The 21,033-nt window shown below is 38.5% G+C and carries 12 protein-coding genes and 1 tRNA gene; 7 read left to right on the plus strand and 6 right to left on the minus strand.

Annotated features, from left to right (window positions below; all coding sequences use genetic code 11):
* Positions 1-21 precede the first annotated feature (21 nt).
* From SKC38_RS03070 to SKC38_RS03090, 5 genes are all read left to right on the plus strand, one after another.
* A complete protein-coding gene (locus tag SKC38_RS03070; RefSeq protein WP_377974989.1) occupies positions 22-1,815 on the plus strand; it encodes a protein kinase domain-containing protein in 1,794 nt (597 codons plus the stop codon).
* Positions 1,816-1,831: 16 nt separating this feature from the next.
* Positions 1,832-2,329 (plus strand): tellurite resistance TerB family protein, encoded by a 498-nt coding sequence (locus SKC38_RS03075; RefSeq protein ID WP_377974991.1) that lies wholly within the window; start codon positions 1,832-1,834, stop codon positions 2,327-2,329.
* An 11-nt stretch (positions 2,330-2,340) separates the two neighbouring features.
* Positions 2,341-2,922, plus strand: coding sequence for a hypothetical protein (locus SKC38_RS03080; protein WP_377974993.1), 582 nt, complete (start codon positions 2,341-2,343; stop codon positions 2,920-2,922).
* 85 nt (positions 2,923-3,007) lie between these two features.
* Complete coding sequence (locus SKC38_RS03085; protein WP_377974995.1) at positions 3,008-3,580, plus strand: hypothetical protein; 573 nt, start codon at positions 3,008-3,010, stop codon at positions 3,578-3,580.
* A 181-nt stretch (positions 3,581-3,761) separates the two neighbouring features.
* Positions 3,762-3,819 (plus strand) — tRNA-Arg (locus SKC38_RS03090).
* 97 nt (positions 3,820-3,916) lie between these two features.
* Here the strand turns inward: SKC38_RS03090 and SKC38_RS03095 are convergent.
* Positions 3,917-6,286 (minus strand): heavy metal translocating P-type ATPase, encoded by a 2,370-nt coding sequence (locus tag SKC38_RS03095; RefSeq protein ID WP_377974996.1) that lies wholly within the window; start codon positions 6,284-6,286, stop codon positions 3,917-3,919.
* 223 nt (positions 6,287-6,509) lie between these two features.
* Here SKC38_RS03095 and SKC38_RS03100 point away from each other — a divergent pair, with 223 nt between their 5' ends.
* A complete protein-coding gene (locus tag SKC38_RS03100; protein ID WP_377974998.1) occupies positions 6,510-7,634 on the plus strand; it encodes a GNAT family N-acetyltransferase in 1,125 nt (374 codons plus the stop codon).
* 58 nt (positions 7,635-7,692) lie between these two features.
* Positions 7,693-10,368 (plus strand): bifunctional YncE family protein/alkaline phosphatase family protein, encoded by a 2,676-nt coding sequence (locus SKC38_RS03105; RefSeq protein ID WP_377975000.1) that lies wholly within the window; start codon positions 7,693-7,695, stop codon positions 10,366-10,368.
* Here SKC38_RS03105 and SKC38_RS03110 read toward each other — a convergent pair whose 3' ends face one another.
* The 5 genes from SKC38_RS03110 to SKC38_RS03130 all read right to left on the minus strand — a co-directional run bounded on the left by SKC38_RS03110 (position 10,369) and on the right by SKC38_RS03130 (position 20,809).
* A complete protein-coding gene (locus SKC38_RS03110; protein ID WP_377975001.1) occupies positions 10,369-12,336 on the minus strand; it encodes a TonB-dependent receptor plug domain-containing protein in 1,968 nt (655 codons plus the stop codon).
* A 16-nt stretch (positions 12,337-12,352) separates the two neighbouring features.
* Positions 12,353-14,782 carry a bifunctional YncE family protein/alkaline phosphatase family protein gene (locus SKC38_RS03115; protein ID WP_377975003.1) on the minus strand — a complete coding sequence of 810 codons (2,430 nt, stop codon included), beginning with the start codon at positions 14,780-14,782 and terminating at the stop codon, positions 12,353-12,355.
* Between the two features lie 77 nt (positions 14,783-14,859).
* Entirely contained in the window at positions 14,860-16,125 is a 1,266-nt protein-coding gene (locus SKC38_RS03120; protein ID WP_377975005.1) for a purple acid phosphatase family protein, read from the minus strand.
* Between the two features lie 57 nt (positions 16,126-16,182).
* The gene (locus tag SKC38_RS03125) at positions 16,183-17,859 is read right to left on the minus strand and encodes a RagB/SusD family nutrient uptake outer membrane protein (protein ID WP_377975006.1); all 1,677 of its coding nucleotides are present in this window, start codon (positions 17,857-17,859) and stop codon (positions 16,183-16,185) included.
* A 19-nt stretch (positions 17,860-17,878) separates the two neighbouring features.
* Positions 17,879-20,809 carry a SusC/RagA family TonB-linked outer membrane protein gene (locus SKC38_RS03130; RefSeq protein WP_377975726.1) on the minus strand — a complete coding sequence of 977 codons (2,931 nt, stop codon included), beginning with the start codon at positions 20,807-20,809 and terminating at the stop codon, positions 17,879-17,881.
* Positions 20,810-21,033: the final 224 nt, after the last annotated feature.

Genomic DNA, 21,033 nt, shown 5'->3' on the forward strand with positions numbered 1-21,033 from the left:
CGTTAAATAGTTCTTCAAAAAATGGACACACAAAATATTAGTATTCTGCCAAAAGGCTTTTCTGTTAATGAAAAGTACTCTGTTATGCTTCATATAAAGCAAGGTGACTATGCTAATACATACAGAGTAAAAGGCAAAGACGGAAAAATATATTTTTTGAAACTATTCAATCTAAACAGAATACACCATTCCGCGTTAGATGATGATAAAAATATTTTAGAGATTGAAATATCAAAATCCTTAAATCATCCAAACATAATCTCATATGTTGACAATGGAGAATTAATTTTCAATGACAAAAAATATGCTTATCTCGTTTTAAACTTTATTTCAGGAGAGACCTTGACTGAAAGTATAAGACGAAAGCCTTTTGAATCCTTATATGATATTAAACAAATTATAAGTGCCGTACTCAATGGAATAAAGTACCTTCATTCCCAACCAGAACCTATCATTCATAATGACCTAACTCCTCAAAATATTATGATTGATTTATCAGGGAAAATCCCAAAATCAATAATAATAGATTTTGGTTATGCACGCTCCTACTTTAAGTCATCTAAAACATTCTCCACCAATGGACTTAATTTAAATTACGTAGCAACTGAGTGCTTTAACAACTTTTATTCACCACAATCAGATTTATACTCTATAGGAACTATTCTATATCAGTTACTTTATAATAATATTCCTTGGTATAAAGATGTTTCAAGTTACAATTCAAACAAAAGAGAAGAAATTATAATCGCAGCAAGGAGCAAACCACTTATTCTACCAGAAAAACCTGATAATTTATTTGATTTCGATGAATCAATTTTAAAAGTTGTCAAAAAGGCACTTAATCAAGACCCCGAAAAACGATTTCAATCTGCGGATGAATTCAATAAGGCTTTAAATGGAGAAATAGAAGTTAATGAGTCAGAGACCTTACAACTTTCATCCAACGTGGTTCAGGATAAAAAGAAAATCTTGAAAAAAAAGCAAGGGATAGGATTCGATGCAATTGCAGGCATGAAAGACTTAAAAGAACAATTACAATTAGATGTTATTGATGCTTTAAATAATCCCGAAGAATATGCAAAATATGGTGTAACAATTCCAAATGGAATGCTCTTATACGGACCACCTGGTTGTGGAAAAACTTTTTTTGCTAAGCACTTTGCAGAGGAAGTTGGATTTAATTTTGTTTTAGCTACACCATCAACATTAAAAAGTAAGTATGTTAATGCAACTCAAGAAAACATAGTAAAAATGTTTAATGAGGCTGAAAAAAATGCACCAACAATTATTTTTATCGATGAGATAAATGAATTGCTCCCAAATAGAGAAAGTGATGTTCATGAAATGTCAAAAAGTGCAGTTAATGAAATGCTAGCTCAAATGGATAGAACAGGCGAAAAAGGTATATTCATTATTGGTGCCACAAATTTTCCCGAAATGATTGACCCAGCAATTTTAAGAGCAGGAAGATTAGACAAGAAATTTTACTTACCTCCACCAGATTTTGAAGCTAGAAAATCAATGTTTGAAATGTATTTAAAATCTAGACCAATTGATTTTGGAATGGATTACGATATACTTTCAGAGCTTACAGAAAATTACGTTTCTTCTGATATTGAGTTTTTAGTTAACGAAGCTGCTAGAAAAGCATTAAAGTTAAAGACAAGAATCAATATGGAAATTCTGGAGAGTGTAATTAAAATCACAAAACCATCTGTCCCATTAAGTGAGTTAGAGAAATATGAGAAAGTGAGAATTAAAATGAACTCTGAAAACAACGATAATAAACCAGAAAGACCTAGAATCGGATTTTAACTAAAATATTAATAATATGGAAACCATTACTTTCGATAAACTTTTGTTAAAAACTGCTTTTTGCTGTATGGCATCAGACGGGAATATTGACAAAAAGGAAATAGCCCAAATAAAGGTATTATGTAAGGATTCTCCCCTATTTAATGATTTTGACTTCGTAAAAGAAATAAATGAATTAGTAAGTAAAATTAACAAAAACAGTATGGAATTCATTTCTTACTACTTTGAATTACTTGAAAATGCTAATCTATCAGAAAACGAAGAATTAACATTAATTAGTTTCGCTATTCAAACAATAAAAGCAGATGAACAAATTGATTATTCTGAAATCAAATTTTTCAAAAATATTAGACATCGGTTAACAATAAGCGATGAAGTAATCTCATCAAATTTTTCAAATATCGATGACTTTTTAGAGGCAGATGTAAAAACGGATTCTTTTTTAGATAAAATAAAAGCAGAATACTTCGAATCAAAAGAGTTACCACAATTTGACATTCTCGCTATCAATTAACTTTTATTAATATGGGATATGTGTATTCATTAACGTGTACTGGGTGTAATTACGAAACTGATTTAACATTGGGGCCAACATTATACCATTTCAATCATGAAGGACAAATTAATGATTTACTAAAGAGTGATTTAGGACTCTATTACTGCAGAGATTGCGAAAATTTTGAGATAATATTTTTAGGGAAAGCTGATAAAAGCTGGGAATTAGAAGATTTGGAGGACAAATTAAACAAACTTCAAACCAAACAAAAAAACACAAATAGTTTAAACGTTATTAGTCTAATATACCAGAGTGTAAAAATCAATAAATTAAAAAACGAGATAGAAAAAGAAGAAATTAAAATAAAATATAAAGAAAATTCTAATTTTTGGGAATTGGCTAATGTACATCCCAAGTGTTTAACATGCCAGGGTGAAAACATAGATTTCGAAAATGGAAAATTTAAATCTTTCCCAGAACAAACAAAAACAAAACATAAATGCGGTGGCTTCCTTAAACTCCAACGAACGATGCATTTTCAACAAAGGGAACCAGATGAAGTTACTTATGATATAAATGGCAAAGTATTATACAGAAGTAACGCTGATTAAATTTTCAAGTATCAAATGATTAAATAATATCGAACTAAGTTCGTCTTCAAATAGTCTGCCTTTATTAACTTAAAAATTAAAAACTATGGGATTTTTTGACATATTTAAAAGTGCTGATGTTCGAAAAGCAGAACGTTTCGAGAAAATTCGCAAAAAAATTACAATTAGTGAACAAAAGAGCGTGATGCATGAAATGATACTATTATCACCTCATGATAGTTCTCTTAAGGACATAAATCCAAACGGTGTAGGCAAATTTGGCTTGGAAAAAACTAATCCAATTCCTGTCTATGGAGTAGATAATGTACCGGCATATATGGATAAAATAAGGTATAAATATATCTCGGAAAAGTCAGGAAATGTAGTTTATAACCCTGTTGAATATATTAGAACAACTGACAGCGATGACAGTAAAAATGGGTCTACTAAACCAACTGGAAGTTTAATTGCTTCGGGGACTTCCTCAGAAAATATTAAAGGTGTAATCGATGTTTACAACCTATATTCTATTGGAAATCAGAAATTAGGAAAAATATATATTAATTCATACAGTTTAAAAACTTCAAATAAGATTCCTGAAGGTTTTTTTCATAGAGACGAAATACCAGCAATGCAGGATGCATGTGTATTAATGGAGTTGGTTAAAGAAATGAAATAAGTAATTTAAATACGTAATAAATTATTAAGTCATTTCAAGAAAACTAATTCAAGGATATACATGTGCAGTCTTATAAATGTGAGTAAAAAGTGTGTAACAATTGAACAAATAAATAAAAATTTAAACACACTTAAACACACTAAAAATAGGTTTAAATGATTTAGGATACTATTTTGATATAAGTTTAGGAATAGGCGTTTCCTAAACGCTAGATGCGGGTTCGATTCCCGCCGGGGCCACACGAAAATAGACGTTGGACATTGGACTTTAGACGTTGGACGGTGGACCTCCTAAGCCGAATCCGAAAATACCTGAAGTAACGAAGGGCGTTCTTAACTAAAGTTTCATTCTGCGCAAACGCAGTGCATTAGAAATCACAGAAACAGAACTAAAGCTCATGGCTAAAGCAGCCAACATAGGTGAGAGTAAAATCCCAAAATATGGATACAATAAGCCCGCAGCAATAGGAATTCCAATCACATTGTATGCCAGAGCAAAGAATAAGTTTTCCTTAATGTTCCGCAAAACTTGTTGGCTTAATTTTCGAGCCTTCGCAATATCTCGCAAATCACCTTTGATCAGCGTAATCTCAGCGCTCTCCATAGCAACATCCGTTCCAGTCCCCATCGCAATACCAATATCCGCTTGAGTAAGTGCTGGGGCATCATTAATCCCATCTCCAACCATCGCTACTTTATTACCTTCTTGTTGTAGACGAATAATTTCATCCAATTTTGCCGCAGGTAACATCTGTGCCTTCCAAGCATCCAAGCCCAAACTTTTGCCTACTAAATCCGCTGTTTCTTGGTTATCTCCAGTCAGCATTATAACAGCAATTTTCGCAGTTTGTAATTCTGCTATTGCCTCAGAACTTGAAGATTTTATTCGATCACTAATGACCATTGCCGCTATAGCAACTTGCTCATTTGCTAAATAAGAAATCGTTTTACCTTGTTTCTGAGCTTCTGCCACTTGTCGAAACAAAGAAACAGGAATGTTGATTTTCATTTCTGTTAATAAACGCTGGTTTCCTATGACATAATTTTGACCTTTAATTTGACCTTGTACACCTTTCCCCAACAAAGCCTCAAAATCATTCACATCATAAGCGTTTATGCCTAGTTCTTGCGCAAAATGTACACTGGCTTTTGCCAAAGGATGTTCACTTAATCGATTTAATGAATAAATCAATTGCCAAATTTCCTTTTCTTCCATCGCATGATCTGAAACAAGTAAACGTTCAATCGAAGGTTTACCTTCTGTGAGCGTTCCCGTTTTGTCCACTAACACGACATCGATTTGGGCTAATTGTTCTAAAGCCTCTGCATGTTTAATTAAAATTCCATGCTGCGCACCCTTCCCTACTCCTACCATAACAGACATGGGCGTTGCGAGCCCCAAAGCACATGGACAAGCAATAATAAGGACAGCTATGGCATTGACGAATGCGAATGAAAATGCATTTGAGTCAGCAACAAAAAACCATATAAGAAATGTCACCACCGAACTCAATAAGACCAAAGGAACAAAATAACTCGAAATCGTATCTGCTAATTTTTGAATAGGTGCTTTTGAACTACTTGCCTGATGCACCAATTCAATAATTTGAGCCAATAAAGTCTCAGCTCCTACTTTTTGGGTTTGCAATATAAAACTCGAATTTCCATTTATCGAACCAGCCCTAACCAAATCCCCCTCTGATTTATCTACCGGTATGGGTTCCCCTGATAACATGGACTCATCGACTGAAGCACGCGAGCCAGCTTGTAACATTCCATCAACGGGTATTTTTTCACCCGGTTTAACCCGAATCAAATCTCCGATCACTATTTGATCAATTGGAACAATATGCTCCTTACCATCACGCAATAAGGTTGCTTCATTGGGGACAAGTTTAACTAATTCCCGAATTGCTTCATTGGTCTTCCCATGCGCACGCGCTTCAAGTACTTGACCTAATAAGACTAAGGTTAAAATCACTGTTGAAGCTTCAAAATAAACGAAAACTGTTCCATGATGCCCTTGAAATTGTACAGGAAACCAATGAGGAAAAATAAGTGCAACCATTGAAAACAACCACGCCGCACCAGCCCCAATTCCAATCAACGTAAACATATTCAAATTTCCCGTTTTCAAAGAAGTCCAAGTCCGCTCAAAAAACATCCAGGTTGCATAAAAAACAACTGGAAGAGACAGAACCATTTCAATCCAATTCCAAGTCAACATCGAAGCCCACTGGAACAGCGGATTTCCAGGTATCATTTCCGACATCGAAATAAGAAAAATGGGAAAAGTAAATGCTACGGCAATTATCAACTTACGACTCAATTGCTGATAGGTCTTTTGATTTTCATCTACTTGACCAGGACGAGCAACCAAATCCATTCCACAAACAGGGCAATTTCCAGGTTTATCGTATAATTTATCTCCTTCACAATGCATGGGACAATAATATACCGCACCTGCCAAACTAATTTTCGGACTAAACTTTGGAAGAGGCTTTTGCCCTATGTGGTAATTCCCACCTTGCAAAAGCAATGCATTTTCCAGCTCAGTTAATGAAACATGCCTGTCGGATTCAATAATCGCTTCTGCTTTTGCTAAATCTACAGTAGCATGTACCCCATCGAGGCTATTCAATGCTTTTTCAACATGTGTACGACAACTATCGCAGCTCATGCCAGAAATAGGATAAACGTGTTTCATACAACAAATAAATCAAGGTGTGAATCAAATATACTTGAATTTGCTGATTGTAAAAGACTGATTCTCATCAGGAATCTACCGAGAAAATCCATTCAAAAAATCATCAAAGCTTATACACGAAGTATCGCGTCTTTATAAATATCACGTAGCATCGAACCACTATATGAAAACGACGGGAACAAAAAACCCTACTTTTCAGTTAAACCACTGAAAACATCTTGATTTGAATTACAAACATCACATATACCTTCATCCCACAGACTTACCACAATCTTGGGACTCCATTGCCCAATCGAGTATTTTCTTACAAAAAGAATACCTCACTGCATTAGCATCATCTGAACCTGCAAATGTCAAAAATCTATTTGTTGGCATTTTTCAAGATGATCTCATGGTTGCGGTCGCATTGATCCAACAAATCGACTTGAACCAATTGCAGACCTTTGGCACACGTGATCATGGTTTAAAAATCAAACTAAGGGATTTCTTATTCAAAAATTTTGCTGGTAAATTAACGATTGTTGGGAATAACATGTTGACCGGCCAACACGCCATCGCGTGCTCAGAAGGAACTAATACAAGCGCGATTTTGGCATATCTAAAAGAACAGGTTTTACCCGAATTCCCAGGCCAACACATTCATATCTTGAAAGACTTTCCTGAGGAAGAGCTAATCCATTTCCAACAACCCATTTTTGACAAAAGCTTAAAATTCACCTCTCAACCCAGCATGTGTTTTAGCACAGAGACTGCGTGGACGAAGGAACAGGATTATGTTGATGCCCTTTCCAAAAAATACAGAGACCAATACAAACGGGCAAGAAAAAAGGCAGATGGGATCGAAAAACGCCAATTAAGTCTGAGCGAAATCATCGAACAAGAAGAGCGTATTTACGAGTTATATTACCACGTGGCAGAGAACGCACCATTCAACACCTTCTTTTTGGCAAAAAATCATTTCTGCTCCTTGAAAGAAAATATGGGAGATGCCTTTCGGTTTTTCGCTTATTTTGAAGCAGGGAAACTCATTGGTTTTAACACGCTTTTCCATCATGAAGATATATTAGAGACTTATTTCTTAGGCTATGACCCAAGCATCCAAAAAGAAAAAATGCTCTACTTAAACATGCTTTACGACATGGTTGGTTGCGCCATTGTCAATCAATTCAAGCATATTAATTTTGGTAGAACCGCAATGGAAATCAAAAGTTCTATAGGGGCAGTTCCCGTCAACATGTATGGATTCATGGAACATAAATACCCATGGATAAACCGCCATTTAGCCAGCATTTTCCGTGTATTAGAGCCCGAGGTTTCTTGGATACAAAGGCATCCGTTTAAATCTTGACATTTCCTTAATCTTTAAAAGCGCATGATTCCTTACCTTTCGTGAAATATTCCATTTCATGAAGCAACTCTATTTTCTTTTCTTTTGTCTAATCGCTATTCAGCCTTTAAAAGCCCAACAAATCCTTGAAGTTCCGGGACTCAATGAATTCGCCAAAATTGATACTAGTAGTTATTCCGTACTTCCTAGCGGGCGCTATGTTCGCCCAGCTGGCAATACAATACGTATAACCGATGACCCCTTTGGTTTATCGATCAGTCCCAACAAAAAATGGGCAATAACGATACACAATGCAGCCTTTACTCGCATTGATCTGATCAATCAGAAAGCGAAGCGATTTCCTGAGTTTGGCACTCCCGACAAAAATTCGCCCTATGGAAAAAGCTCCTTTCTAGGTATCGTTTTCGATTCCAAAAGCGAAAGCTTTTATCTCAGTGGCGGTGATGCTGGCAATGTTCATCAAGTAGATATAGAAACAGGGCGCGTATTAAGAACGATTTCAATCGATGGTATAATTGGTGATAAAAACTTCCAAGATAGTTTTGCATCCGACATGGCTATTGTACCTGAAACCCATGAACTATTCGTGCTTGATCAAGCTAATTTCCGCATGGTGCGAATTGACCTTAACACGGGGAATTTAAAATCTAGCACGCCAACGGGTCGGATACCTTTTGGCATAACGCTGAGCCCAGACCACAGATTCGCGTTTATTGCGAATGTAGGCATGTATGCATACCCACTTGTTAAAGGAACAACACCCGAAAATTTACAATCTCAGTACATTCCACATCACCCATACGGGAACGACACGAAGGAATCTAGAGAAGGAACGCGCGTGGCTGGCAAGGAAATTCCCGGTTTGGGCGATCCGCGTGCCGATGAGGCAATGAGTGTATACCAAATAGATTTGCGAACAAATCAGAATGTACAGATTTATAAACCAGGTTTTCAAATTGGCGAAATGGTTGAAGAGATGGAAGTTGTAGGTGGTTCAAGTCCTAATTCCATTGCAGTAGGCTCGCAATATGTTTACGTAAGCAACGCAACCAATGACAACATTGCAGTCATTGATTACAGATCTAAAAAAATCCTTACACATATTCCGATTCAATTTTCAAAACCGCTGGATAAACGCAGAGGCTATTTACCTTTTGGCCTAACCTTAAGTAAAGATGAGAAAACCTTGTACGTCACACTACTCGGTTTAAATGCCCTAGCCATTATTGACGTTGCATCGCAAAAAACGAAAGGTTTTATTCCTACGGGCTGGGGACCTACGCGTGTTAAGTTGTCTGAAGATGAAAAAACAATTTATGTAACATCTTGTCGGGGCTATGGTGCCGGACCAAACGGAGGTGCTGGCTATGTGGCACCCAAACAAGGAACTTACATTGGCGACGTGCAATTAGGCACATTTCAGTCCATTCCTGTACCAACAGCCACAGAATTAGCGAAACTAACTCAGGTCGTTCAAAATAACACCTACGTTGTGAAGGATGGCTCAATAAGAGGAAACAAAACTTTCTCTTTAGCAAAACCTGGACAATCTCCGATCAAACATATTGTGTATATCACAAAGGAAAACAGAACTTACGACGAATTTTTCGGGCAATTTAAAGGCGCAAACGGAGATTCTACCTTAGCTAGGTATGGCATGAATCGTACAGTTTACGAGAAGAATAAGACCATCAAAAATGTAGATGTGAGTCCAAATCACCAACAAATTGCAAAAGCATTCTCGATGAGTGACAATTTCTATTGCGATAGTGATGCGTCGATTCATGGTCACCACTGGATGATGGGAGTTATTCCCAACGAATGGGTTGAGACAAATTCAAGTGTAAGCAAAACAGGAAAAATATTCTCTGAGGCACCAGGTCGAAGACGTCCTGGGTCAACAGGAAGTATGGATCCAGAAGACTACGCTGAAATTGGCGGAATTTGGGAAGCATTAGAACGTAAAAATATTTCCTTTTACAATTTTGGTGAGGCAAATGAAACGGGACATGTTCGGGAGGATTGGTCAGATACTTTAACAGGTGCAGGGCATATCGTGATGGTTCCGATGCAAAAAGCCCTCTTTTCAAAAACAAGCCACAACTACGCTGGATTCAATACGAGCATTCCTGATCAATTTCGGGTTCAACAGTTTGAAACAGAATTCACAGAAAAATGGCTGCGCGGCAAAGAAAAAATGCCCTCATTAGTAACCATCCAATTACCCAATGATCATGGAGGTGATTTAGATTCCACAGCAGGATTCCCATTTCGGTCATTGTTTATGGCCGACAATGATTTAGCCTTAGGTCGCATGTTGCAATTTTTATCACATACACCCTATTGGAAAAACATGCTTGTCATAGTCACGGAAGACGACCCACAAGGGGGTGTGGACCACATTGATGCGCATCGGAGTATTTTAATGATGGCGGGACCTTATGTGAAACGGGATTATATATCGCATCGACATGCTAATTTTGGCTCGATTCTACGCGTCATTTATACCTTATTAGGTGTTCCTGCAGTCAATCACTATGACCAAACAGCGAGTGTATTAGATGATTTCTTCACAGAGACTCCCAACTTCAAACCTTATCAATTTAGCTTCCCAGACAAGCGCATTTTTGATGCGGATAAAACAATGATTCGGTATAATCGGAGTATCGACTGGCGCAAAATCAAAAAAACCGTGGAGATGGATGACGAAGACGAGCAACGAAAGAATCACTAATTACCACAAATAGCTCAGTTGGATTTGTACGTTTCTTCCCATTCCATCAACACCAGAGCCGTGCATACGGTAAGGAACATTCCCTAAATTTTCGCCCTGCATTCCGAAACGAATGTGGGGCGAATAGTTATATATCGCCTGTAAATTGAAAATTGCCCAGCCCGCTGTACCTGTCGGCTTCATTCGATTATCTGCTAAATCACCTGCGCTCAACCGATCTTGTCTGGCAGCAAAAAGGCATATCCCAGCCATTTGTACCTTTCTGTGATGATACTTTAAATCCATTTGGCCAAACAAAGGTGGTATTCGACGCATTGGCTCCGCTTGACTTATTTGTTCTCCAAATGTATAGGAAAGTTGATTAGATAGTGTCAAATTTTGCCCCAAGTAGACTTTATTCATCCACTCAAATCCTGCTAAGAAAGCTTGACCAACGTTTTCCTTTCGATACACAGGATATCCTTGAATCACCTGCGATGTTTTAATCCTTGAAATCAATTGACTTAATTCCGTATGAAATACAGAAAACTCAGAATTCCACTTATTCGTATGAACCCTGATTCCTAGATTTTTCGTTATTGAAGACTCAGGCTTCAAGCCATAGGCTGGTAATTCATAGCGAAAGTCAACGACACCTAAACTCCCTAAATCATCCAAATTGGGAGCCCTAAAACCCGATGCAATAGAAGCAAATAAGGTCACATTTTGTCCTAAAGCCAAAGAGGTTCCCAAATCATACACCCAAGCCCCTTGTGAAACGATGGCGTTCCCAACGGTTGTATCAGGCAAAAAAGCTTGTGTTTGTTGGTACCTCAGACCCGCATGTACTTGCCATTTTTGAAGATTCCATTCATGAAGACTAAAAGCTGAAGTTGTTGCATACGTAGAGCCATTCGGATATAAGCCTCGTAAAGGAATGTTGGATGTATTTATCTGATCCATACGACTACTTGTAATGCCATCTGCATAGTATTCAATTCCATGTGAACTAGACCACGAATCATTCAATCGACTTTTTACTTGTCCGATTATTCCGAGGGTTCTCACCTGATCATCTTCATTGCGCAATGTCAAACTTCCATTTTTTTGCATCGACCTTTTTTCCATGCTTTGTTGGATGGATGCCGTTAATTCCACTTGATCAATCCAAGGGTGCTCTCCCTGATATATTAAACGACTATAAGCCCTTCGGTAAGCCTGCCAAGTCATTTCGTTAACAGTATAGTTTTCAAGTTGTACCTTGTGGTAAACAGGAACATGATCCTGGCTATTTTGCTGAATCAAATTCTCCCAAAGGATATGTTTACCTATTTTTTGACGGTATTGAGCGGTCAGATTTTGTTCATCATAGCCAGTAGGGCGTTGAAATACGCCATCGCCCCCTCGCGTAATATCCCCAAATTTCTTCCGCGCGGCAAGAATCGAAAAACTAGACCGAGCTCTTTGGTAGTTAATTTTACTAAGCGCACTCGTTTCCATTCCTTGGCTGATGCCCCGAAGAAATACTTGACCAGTCCAATGGGCTAAGGCACTAAACTGAGGTTTGGTAGACATCAATTGAACTGCGCCTGTAAGGGCATCTGAGCCATATTGTACGGAACCTGAACCTCGCAACACTTCGATCTGCTCCAAAGAAAATGGATCAATGGTATTCAAATATTGATTAGGTCCGTATCGGAATGTCGAATTATTGAATCGGATTCCATCCAATACTAACAAAGTTTGATTTCCAGTTAAGCCACGAACAAACAGCGAACCGCCACCTTGATTGGTTCGTTGAAGAAATACACCCGGCACAGATTTAAACAATTCAGGCGTGTTGGGAATTTGATCACCATGCACACGTAAACCCAAAATAGGCAAGGCAACGCGTGCGTGATTTACCGGCAGCCTACTAGCACTGACTACTACATTAACTAAAGTGTCCGAAAGGCCAGCAAAGGCCAATCGGACACCTAGTAAACTCATAAAAAGTAATTGCATATTAATCGATATCTGTACCCGATACTGTTAAAATAGCGGCTCTACGTGGAGCAGGCATAACCGAATTTTCACCTTTTACTGCTTTCCAAATTACTTCACTGAATTCCAAATCAGGAATTGCATCCTCTTTCGAGAAATCAAAGTGTGCGCTTTTTTCAGCGCTTGGAGTAGCTAACACATTTTTTTCAAATAAATTTGTACGTGGCAATAAAGACTCAAAAGGAGACAAATTTGCATTTGAAGAAAAACATTGAAACATGGGTGTTGCAGCAGCATCGTATTGACTCATCGGTGGTAATCCTAAGATTAATTCCATCGTGCGTAACATAGATGAGGTTGAATAAGGCGTATGGTCAACATAACCACGCTTTACAAATCCACCCGCAACATAAGCCGTTGTACGATGAGCATCTACGTGATCAGGACCATTTTGGGCATCATCTTCTACAATAAATACGGCTGTTTCCTTCCAGATAGGTGATTTAGATAAATATTCCACAAATAGACCCACGGCATAATCGTTATCAGCAACGTGCGCGAATGGTGTCTTTTTCCCTAAGCGTTGGCCTTCTGTGTGATCATTTGGAAAACGTACGGAGTTGAACCGAGGTAATTGATTTGCGGCTAGCAATTTATCAAAATCCTTTCTCCAAGCATGAAAACGTGAAGTATCCATAATATCCTGATCGAAAGAAGCAAATTCAGGACAAAAATGATCCGCAATTGCAGGGATATTCGGCTTGAAATCATCCGCAAATTCTCCGTAGGTACGGTAAGAAACACCAGCACGCTGGCAATAATCCCAGATAAATCCATTCTTTGGATTTGCAATCAAACGAGTTCCTTCACCATCGTATCGGCCTCCGCGGCCTCCATAGGCTGTTGGCCATGTTTTCTCCAAATAATCAGTTGCATGTGCTGATGTAGACCAATTATGTCCGTCAGAACTAACCTCACCATCAACATAGAAATTATCTAATAAGACAAAATCCTTCACTAATTTATGTTGGTTTGGCGTGTATTTTTCTCCAAATAATAGCAAGGTTGTATCCCCATTTCCACCTGTAACATCTGACAAAACTTGATCATACGTACGATTTTCTTTCAATACGTAAAACACATATTTGATCGGTGAGGCATCCCCTACTTTCATGGGAATTGGATTCCCTTTTTCTCCCAAAGCGTTCATCTCACGTTCTTTAGTGTATGGTGTGTTTTGATACACAGCTTCAGAAAGAACTGCCAATTCTTGAACAGAAGGTTCTTTAAAAATGGACATTGTCCCTTTCATCAGACCTCCAATATACCCTGTACGAACTTTACGATTATTATCCGATTTTTGGTAAGTCACCGTTTGCTTTTTCTCGATTGGATTTGGACCGTCTGGATTTGCAAAAGAAGAAAATCCCTTACCATTCGCCACATAAAGTTTACCCTTAACTACTTGGATCGATGTAGGATACCAACCTACAGGAATAAAACCTAAGGATTTAGATTGACCCAACTTCTCCACTTCAAAGACGGCCAAACAATTATTGTCGGCATTCGAAATATACAAACGCTCCTCATCAGCCGACAAAGCTAAACCATTCGTCGAACTGCCTTCTAGTGCATTCGGCACTAAAGCTGCATTTAGGACCTCAACTTCTTTGTTTTTAACTAGGTCAACAACAGAAACGGAATTATCATTTCCATTCGCCACGTACATCGTCTTTCCATTTTTGGTCAATAACATTTCATTTGGATGATCTCCTACAGAAATGGCTGGCAAAAATTGTTGGGTGGCAGTTTGGAAGGGAAGTATTTGCTTAGCACCCCAAACAGAGATATATAAAACATCCTTTTTCTTATTCAATAAACACGTAAATGCCTCCGCTGGTAATTTATGAACTGCAAGGACATTTTTGGTTTTTGCTTGAATCACATACAAGGAATTATTTTCCTTCGTAACCACATAAAGCAAATCTTTTGCATCATCATATTCAATACCTGCCGGCGAAATAGTCGCTTTTTTTTCTGTTGACAAAGCAATTTTATCTTTCTCAACCAGCTGTCCATCCTGTATTTCAAAAACAATGATCAAGTTATCATTTCCTCCAGAAACAAAAACCGTTTTGTTGTCGGCAGCCACCTTCAAACCATACCATGATTTAGGCAATTCTTTGGAATCTAGCACCTGATTACTTGCAACATCAATTAATTGTAAGCTCTGAATGCTTTGGCCATTATTCGTCACCAAAATATACTTTTGATTAGGGGAGACGACAACATTCAAAGGTAAATCACCCAACGAAATGGATGTACCGTGTGGAGATAATTTCCAACCGTTTGGAAGCGTCACACGCTTCGAATTCAATTGACTTTGCAAATCAGATTGCCCATGCAATTGAAGGCTCGCAATAACAGCACAAATAAGGATTAAGTAACGCATATACTTGTTTTTTTTCTTGAAATTACGCTAAATGATTAAGCATTGTAGGCACTTCGATATAATTTAACAATTTGTTTTTACCGCTTTTCTAAGACAAATCCATCCCCTATTTGCCCATCGGATTGTATCCATTTTAGCTTAAAGGTTTTTTGATCAATATCCAACAAAACCGAACCACCTATCGTATTATTCGTGTAAATTGATGACTTCATGGGATAACCCGATCGCTGTCCTCCAAACTTTCCTCCTGAACCACTGACTACATAGATAACCCCTTGACCATTAGGCCCCACCACATAATGGTTCTTGTCAGTGGATTGAGCAAATACATGCGATGCAGCGTCAAAGGTTTCATTGATTCCATAATGCCCGCGCATCGGAAAACTGCGTTCATAGACATGGCTATGTCCTGCGATAACCAGGTCAACCTTGTATTGCTCGAAAATCGGATTCACATGTTCGCGTAAGGATTTCATGTCCAACTCAACATCAGAATCATGTGAGCCTTTGGAATAAGGAGGTTTATGAAAATAAACAACCACCCATGGTAATTTATTCGCAGCTAAATCAGCTTTTAACCAATCCACTTGATTCCCATTCCCATCTTTCAGCATCAGGCCAGAGGCTTCTTGCATCTCCGTATCCAAGGCAATCAGATGAACAGGACCATAATTAACTGAATAATACGATTCCGAGTGAGAAGGAAGACCTCCTCCCTGCCCTTCTACAGGCATATTGAAAATCTTGAAATAAGGCGGTTCACTCGGATTGTGCTTACCTGCATAATCATGATTTCCCGGCGAAGGATAAATAGGCAAGTTTTGCAAAAATACATCCTGATACACTTCAAACACATTTTTCTGATACTCTTCATCTTTTCCGTTGTTGTAGGCATTGTCTCCCAACCAGATCCAAGCATCGGGACGATTTCCCTGCGTGTAAGCTTCGATGGAATTCATAACAGCCTTTTGACTTGCAGATCCGTCACCAAAATCCCCCAAAGCCCAAATGCGAACGGATTCTTTTGATCCAAATGCGGGCGCTGTAACTACATATCGATTCTTGTCAAAAGACTTATGATCAATTTGATAGGCATAACGCGTCGCAGGTTTGAGTTGGTCAAGCTTAAGCACATGATCTATAACTCGGTTCTTATCTATTGCCCTCAACACCTTTCCCTTTGCCTGATAATATACCTGACTTGGGGAAGGGATATCTGTTCGCCAGTGTACCAAAACGGATGTAGGAGTAACTGATTGCAAGTAGGGGCCGCGAATGATTTGGGCTTTTTGACCCAAGCATAAACTCGCCTGAAACAGAAGAAAGATTAGGATTTTTTTCATATTCGTTCAAAAAAAAAGGCGCCATAGCTATGCTTGGCGCCTTAAAGATATTCAATTTTAGTAACCCGCGTTTTGTTTCAAATAACCCGTTAAGTTAGATGCCCCATCAATCGCCGTTTGTGGGATTGGGAAAACACGCATGTTTTTATTCGTATTGGATTTCTCAGTCCAACTATCTTCATACTTACCAAAACGAATTAAATCCGTCCGACGTTGTAATTCCCAGTAGAACTCAAAACCACGCTCACGAAGCAATAAATCTAAATTGATCGTTGACAATGGAGTCGCTGCCGAATTGGCTGTACGAGATAAACGAACTTTATTTACATCGGCCAAAGCCGCAGCTGCATCATTCGATTTACGCAATTTAGCCTCAGCACGCATCAAATACACATCGGCTAATCGCACAATAATTAAGTCAGCTTCACCGAAGTTTCTACCAGAGGCCGACTTGTCGGAGAATTCGTATTTCTCAACGCGATAGCCGGAACTGTAATCACTTCCTTCCGTGGTAAAATCAACTTTTTCGGTATGGATAACTAAAGGATTTCCTTTACCTCTTGAATTCAAGATCTTACCTACTTGTAGTGACTTACCATCAGCACATTTCACAAAAGCTCCACTCTTATAAATCAATCCATATTGTTGGCCACGTAAAATACCACGGTCAATTTTATACGTTGCTGGATCGACACATTGATTATCCTCTTTCTTTACATTTTGTTTGAAAAAACGAGGGTCAGCAACAGCTGGATCTACAGAACCATAAGCAGATACCCAGGACTGATAAAAAGTAGGGGTAATCGCAGGACCATCTGTTCCATTCGCTGCTGGATACGCTGGCAAAGGGCGTTGATCATTTGCCAAAGAGAAATACGACATACGGTTATGTCCATTCAATTCCGCACGTTGATCTACCGCTAAAATCAATTCTTTATTGGTATGATTCGCGTTACCAAAAATATCCCAATAATCAGCAGAGAGTGCATATTGACTTGAATTAATAATCTTGTCGGTATACTCAACAACTTTGTCCATATCCTCAGCCTTGTGCGTTGCAGTTCCATAAGGATCACGCCAAACAGCAGCGTTTAGGTGCAAACGAGCTAATAATCCCCAAGCACCTGCTTTGGTCAGACGACCGGGACCAACTGAAGTAGATAATACTGGCTCTACATCCAATAACTCACTTTTAATGTAGGTAATCGCAGCCTCGCCACGTAAAATCGACGTAACATCACCCAGGTCTTCTTTTGAAAATGCTAAACCAAATAAATCCAACATCACCATGTTGTAATAGGCACGCATACCCCGAGCTTCTGCTAGATACAATTTGGCATTCGGATCACTGTTTAATTTCAAAGAATTAATTGCCGTAACAGAACGAGAAATACCAGCTAAAACGGCATTCCAAGTATTTCTTACGTTGGGGTCGGTACTGGTAGTCTCGTGCTTATGAAGCGATAAATAGATACCATTATCACCCCAGTCCGTTCCACCACGATAAGGCAAAATCGCCTCATCTGTAGAAATTTCTTGCAAGGCAAATAATGTTGTGTGCTGGAAAATCGTAGGTAATACCGCATAAACGGGTGCGATCATTCCATCTGCCGCTTGCTTATCCGTTAAGCCCGCAGCATTGTACTCATCCAATACTTTTTCATTCAAATCGGAGCAACCTACTAAGGCTGTCATCCCTACCATTATCATGGCTATATTTCTAAACTTTTTCATTTCTGTGTAGGTATTCAAATTAGAATGTAAGATTTAAACCAACAATCAAAGATTTTGCTTTTGGATAGCTCATGTAGTCTATACCATAAGACAAGACTCCGTTAATGGAGTTATCTTTATTAACTTCTGGATCATATCCATCATAATTGGTATTCACCCAAAGGTTCTGTCCCGTTACTGACAAACGTGCGTTGGAAATAAACTTATTGATTCCCAATTTAGCCGTAGGCAATTGATAGCCTAAAGTCACGTTGTTCAAACGTAAAAAAGCTCCATCCTTTAAATAACGTGTTGAGATAGGCGCCGGGTTATTGATTGACTCCTTAGCATCCGCATAAGCGCTTGGCGTTACGTTGGTATTCTTAGCGATCTTCAATTTATAGAAAGAGGCATTCGCTGTATTGTCATAGATTTTGTTTCCTGACACGCCATTGAATTGAAGAGAAAGGTCAAAACCTTTGTAGGCTACATTACCAAAGAAGTTATACTGCGTGGTAGGCAAAGCTGTACCAGCAGCAATACGATCTTTATCCGTGATGATACCATCGCCATCTTGATCTTTGTATTTGCTCATACCTTTATCATCAAATCCGATAAATTCTTTTAGGAAGAAAGTACCAATCGGCTGACCATTGATATAACCATTAATCGTAGCGGATGTCAATCCGGATCCTGAAGCAGAACCTGATGGAATCACTGAATAAGGAGAACCTTTAACTTCATTATTGATCAAAGTTAAATTACCTCCTACATTAAAACGAACGCCTGATTTTGTAGTAAACTTGTAATCCAAGTCCATTTCTACACCACTATTCAAGATTTCCATATTATTCACGTTCGTCCAAACTGACGTAGCTGGCTGAACTGGATCCGCTGGAATAACTTCTAACAACATGTTTGTTGAGACCTTATTGAAAGCATCAATCGATCCGGATAGGGCCCCATTCAAGAATGCGAAATCCAAACCAATATTCATTTGCGTAGATACCTCCCATTTAATATCAGGATTTGCTAAGCGAGAATACGTAATCCCTGCAGGGAAACTAGCAGACGCATCCAAAGGATAAGAAGTTGCCGAACCAACGGTAGCCGTAAATAATGGTTGAGTAATTTTTGGTGGAATTTCTTGGTTACCTGTTTGACCCCAACCTCCACGTAATTTTAAATTGCTGATCGACGTATTCTTCAAGAAAGGCTCTTCCGAAATTCTCCATCCTAATGAGAATGAAGGGAATATACCATAACGGTTATTCGAACCAAATTTTGATGAACCATCCGCACGAACAGTTGCCGTCGCTAAATATTTATCTTGATATTGATAATTCAAACGCGTGTAAAATGATTGCAACTCATTAATAAATGCAGAACCTCCAGGCTTGTTAGTCGCCAAAGTTAATTCCTGACCAATACCAGGGTTATAAATAGGCTCAGTAGGAACAATAGGGAATTTATTAATACTAAACGTGCGCCATTGGTATTGAATTTTCTGATACGAATGACCAACCATCGCAGCGAAGCTATGATCCCCTAAATCAAGATTGTAAGTTAAATAGTTTTCAATCAAGTTATTCAAATTGCTTGTATTGTAGGTATCCAAGCGACCATCAATCTTAGGAACATTACTTGCAAGTGTTTGTACATCACGAACAGACGTAGAATTATCATAACCGAAATTCATGCGATAAACTAATCCTTTCATCAATTTCATTGATGGAGAGATATTAGCAATAAAACGATTTGTCGTATTAATATCTTTGAACAATTGTAAAGTTGTCAAAGGATTTGACTGACTGACAAATGTCGCTGGCGTTTTTCCATCAGCTGAATAAGCAGGTAAAGTAGGATTATTCGTCAGCGCATTGCCTAATAGACTTTCGATAGCTGGACGCTCATTAACTGTATTTGAAAAGCTAATATTCGCATCTAAACTTAATCGGTCATCCCAGAATTTTTGATTCACATTCATACGTCCCGTTAAACGATCCAATTGATTGTTCTTCAAAATACCCTGTTGCATTTGAGCACCAAAAGCAGCATAATAAGTTAGCTTACTCGCCCCACCACCTAGACTCAAATTATAATTTTTAGTCATTGCTTGGCGCGTAATCTCATTTTGCCAGTCGGTATTTGAACCAAAATCCTCTAAAGTTCCTCCATTCGCAACGACTTGCGTGCGGAAATCTGAAGCGGAAAGTACAGGTAATGCACGAGCGATCGAGCTAAAACCAACATTCGTAGAGAATTCGATTTTAGACGCACCTGCTTTTCCTTTTTTCGTTGTCACTAAAATAACACCATTCGCACCGCGAGAACCATAAATGGCCGTAGCAGAGGCATCTTTCAATACATCAATGGTTTCGATATCTTGTGGATTCAAGAAGTTTAAAGGGTTTCCACCACCAGTCGTCGAGTTATCTAAAGCTAATCCATCTATAACAAAAAGGGGCGTAGAACCTGAACGAATACCTCCTGGTCCACGGATTGTGATACCCTGAGAACCACCCGGTTCACCTGTCGCAGATGTTACATTCACACCAGCAACTTTTCCTTGTAATAACTGCTCTGGTGAGTTAATGATACCTTTATTAAATGCCGCACTCGCGACAGATTTAACAGAACCCGTTACATCCGTTTTCTTTTGAGTACCATAACCTACAACAACAACTTGTTCTAAGTCGGCAGCATTAGCTGTTAAGCCCACATTGATTTGTGTTTGTTTACCTACAACCACAGATTTCGTTGCGTAACCGACAAATTTGAATTCTAAAACAGCATTGTCCGAAGTGACCGAAATGGAATATTGACCCGATGCATCGACAGTCGTTCCTTTGGTAGAACCTTTGATCGAAACTGATCCGCCAACTAGAGGTTCATTTGTGGCAGCATCAACGAGTTTTCCTGAAATTTTGTTGCCTTGAGCAAGAGCAAGTTGTGCTTGCGAACAAAGCATAATTACAGCGCTGACGATTAAAAAAAACGGTTTACGGGTTTTCTTTAAAAGCTCATGCGCATGGGAGCGTAAGAGTAGTCTCATAAATAAGGGGATAGTTTGTTTAATAGGTAAATTTATATTGGTGTTCTTTCACATAGGTTAACAGATTGTTATTTCTATGTTAGAAAATTAAATCTTCGAATATTACTATTTTAAAATGGAAAACGAAAAATATTTTATAA

Source organism: Aquirufa echingensis, from assembly GCF_042714525.1.
Classification (GTDB): Bacteria; Bacteroidota; Bacteroidia; order Cytophagales; family Spirosomataceae; genus Aquirufa; species Aquirufa echingensis.